A 2,906-nucleotide genomic window follows, 5' to 3' on the forward strand; every position below is an offset into this window, starting at 1 on the left:
CGCGGTCGCCGAGGACGCCCTCGCGCGCATCGCCCGGTTCGAGCCGGTCGTGAACGCCTTCTCCGATCACGATCCCGACGAGGTGCGGGCGGATGCCGCGGCGAGCGCCGACCGCCACCGGCGCGGTGCGCCGATCGGCCCGCTCGACGGGGTGCCGGTCACGGTCAAGGAGAACATGCTGCGCGCGGGCGTCGCCGCGCGGTCGGGTTCCGCGGCATCCGCGCCCGTCGTCCCCGACGCCGACTCGCCGATCGTGGCCCGGCTCCGCGAGGCGGGTGCCGTGGTGCTCGGCTCGACGACCATGCCCGACTGGGGGATGCTCTCGTCGGGCGTCTCGAGCCTGCACGGCGTCACCCGCAGTCCGCTCGACGCGGCGCTCACGGTCGGCGGTTCGAGCGCGGGTGCCGGTGCGGCCGCGGCGGCCGGCCTCGGCCCGATCCACATGGGCAGCGACATCGGCGGATCCGTCCGGTTCCCGGCGGCGTGGCTCGGGCTCGTCGGGCTGAAGCCCAGCGCGGGGCGCGTGCCCATCGACCCGCCGTACCTCGGGCGCGCGGGTGGGCCGATCGGCCGCCGCGTCGCCGACCTCGCGGCGGCGATGGCGGTGGTGACGCGACCGGATGTGCGCGACCACACCTCGCTGCCGTACGAGCGGCTCGACTGGGCGGATCCGGCCGTCGACGTCCGCGGGCTCCGGATCGCCGTCCACACCGAGGCGGGAGCCGGGCTGCCCGTCGATCCGGAGGTCGCCGCGACGGTGCGGGCGGCCGCGGAACGGTTCGCCTCGGCGGGGGCGGATGTCGTCGAGCTCGCGCCGTTCCTCCACGACGGGCTGCTCGGGCAGGTCGACCGGTTCTGGCGGGTGCGGTTCCGTCGCACCTACGACGACCTCACGCCCGAGGCGCGGGACCGCGTGCTGCCGTACATCGCCCGGTGGGTCGCGCCCGGCGCCGGCGTCTCCGGAACGGCCGCGCTCGCCGCGTACGACGACATCGGGGAGCTCAGGCATCGCACGGTCCTCGCGACCGCGCCGTTCGACGCGGTCCTGTCGCCGGTCGCGCCGATGGCCGCGTTCCCCGCCGAGCGGCCGATGCCGTGGGGCGAGGAGGACCTCGGGATGGCCCACATCGCGTTCACGCTGCCGTACAACATGTCGGGCCAGCCGGCGGTGAGCATCAACGCGGGAACGACCTCGGACGGTCGTGCGATCGCACTGCAGGTCGCGGGTCCGCGCTTCGCCGACCTGGGGGTCCTCGCGCTCGCGGCGTGGTGGGAGCGGGAGCGACCGGCGGATGCCGCGGCGCCCCCGGTCCCGCTCATGCCACCGCCGACGGCGCGCTGACTCGATCGGCATGGTCGCATCGACACTGGACGGAATACCCCATTGGGGTATTGCGTTCGACTTGGTACAAGTACCCCTCTGGGGTACCCTCGAACACGATCCGATCCAGAAGAGGAGAACCCGATGAGCGAGCGCGAGTACCAGGTGACCGGCATGACGTGCGGGCACTGCGAACTGTCGGTGCGCGAGGAGGTCGAGCAGGTGTCGGGCGTGACCGGCATCCGGGTCTCGGCGGCCGCCGGCACCCTCACCCTCTCCGCCCCCGCCGAGCTCGACGACGCCGGCGTGATCGCCGCCGTCGAGGAGGCGGGCTACTCCGCAGTGCGCGTCTGACGGCGCGCACGCCGGGGCGGTTCGACGCCGCCCCGGCGCCACCCATCACCTCGGCCGATCCACCGGCCGCCCGGACCTCGAACGAGGAGGCTCCCATGGACACCATGATCGCCGGGCACGGCGACCACGCCGCCCACGCGGCATCCGCCGACGACGTGCGCGGCCTCGCGGTCTCGCACCGAGGCCTGACCCTCACCGCGCTCACCGCGCCCGCCCGGGCCGGCGAGGCGGGCGAGATCTCCTTCGCAGTGACGGATGCCTCGGGCGTCGCGGTCACCGACGTCGAGATCTCGCACGACAGGCCGCTGCACCTCATCGTGGTGCGGACCGACGGCGCGCACTTCCGGCACGTGCACCCCGCCCTGCACGGCGACGGGTCCTGGCGGATCCCGTTCACGTTCGACGCGGCCGGCGCCTACCGGGTCTTCGCCGACATCACGCCCACGGCGCTCGGCGAGACGATCACGCTCACGAGCACCGTGGAGGTCGCGGGCGAGTTCGTCCCCGAGCCGCGCACGACCGATGCCATCACCTCGAACGTCGACGGCCTCCAGGTCGAACTCGACGGAACCCTCGTCGCGGGCGGAGTGGGCGAGCTCGTCTTCACCGTCACCCGAGGCGGCGCCCCGGTGACCTCGCTCGAGCCGTACCTCGGTGCGTACGGGCACCTCGTCGCGCTCCGCCAGGGCGACCTCGCCTACCTGCACGTGCACCCGCTGGGCGTGCCCGGCGACGGCGTCACCGTGCCCGGCCCGGAGATCGCCTTCATGGCGAGTGCGCCCACGCCGGGGCGGTACCTGCTCTACCTCGACCTGATGGAGGGCGGCGTGGTCCGGTCCGTCCCCTTCGTCGTCACCGCGATCGCCGCGACCGGCGACGAGCTCGCGCATCACGGCGCCGGCACCGAGCACGGGCACGGAGCCGGGCATGGCGACGCCGCCGGGCACGCCGAGGCCCACCGGTGACCGACGTCGCGACCGGGTCCGGCGACCAGCGCGTCGTCGAGCTCGAGATCGGCGGCATGACCTGCGCCTCGTGCGCAATGCGCATCGAGAAGAAGCTCAACCGCCTCGACGGCGTCACGGCGACGGTGAACTACGCGACCGAGAAGGCGCGGGTCTCGGCGCCCGTCGGCGTCGACGACCCCGAGCTCATCGCGACGGTCGAGGCGGCGGGTTACCGCGCCCAGCTCCCGCCGGCGCCGGCCGGTGCCGGCACCGGCGAGGCGGCC

General features: G+C 74.6%; 4 protein-coding genes. All 4 read left to right on the plus strand.

The window, feature by feature from the left end; translation table 11 throughout:
- The coding region (locus ESO86_RS14760) for an amidase (RefSeq protein ID WP_129235668.1) at positions 1–1,342 on the plus strand (1,342 nt) is incomplete at its 5' end.
- Positions 1,343–1,465: 123 nt separating this feature from the next.
- Positions 1,466–1,675: a heavy-metal-associated domain-containing protein gene (locus ESO86_RS14765; RefSeq protein WP_129235669.1), complete on the plus strand. Its 210-nt coding sequence runs from the start codon at positions 1,466–1,468 to the stop codon at positions 1,673–1,675.
- 95 nt (positions 1,676–1,770) lie between these two features.
- Positions 1,771–2,640, plus strand: a complete 870-nt coding sequence (locus tag ESO86_RS14770) for a hypothetical protein (protein WP_129235670.1) — start codon at positions 1,771–1,773, stop codon at positions 2,638–2,640.
- Positions 2,637–2,906 (plus strand): cation transporter (locus ESO86_RS14775; RefSeq protein ID WP_340638866.1); only part of this gene is annotated, 270 nt, incomplete at its 3' end. The genes ESO86_RS14770 and ESO86_RS14775, both read left to right, overlap by 4 nt.

Source organism: Agromyces binzhouensis (assembly GCF_004135055.1).
Classification (GTDB): Bacteria; Actinomycetota; Actinomycetes; order Actinomycetales; family Microbacteriaceae; genus Agromyces; species Agromyces binzhouensis.

Excerpts from the sequence above, each read along its gene's own strand:
- ESO86_RS14765 (WP_129235669.1), top strand. The coding sequence starts at position 1,466 with ATGAGCGAGCGCGAGTACCAGGTGACCGGCATGACGTGCGGGCACTGC.
- ESO86_RS14770 (WP_129235670.1), top strand. The coding sequence starts at position 1,771 with ATGGACACCATGATCGCCGGGCACGGCGACCACGCCGCCCACGCGGCA.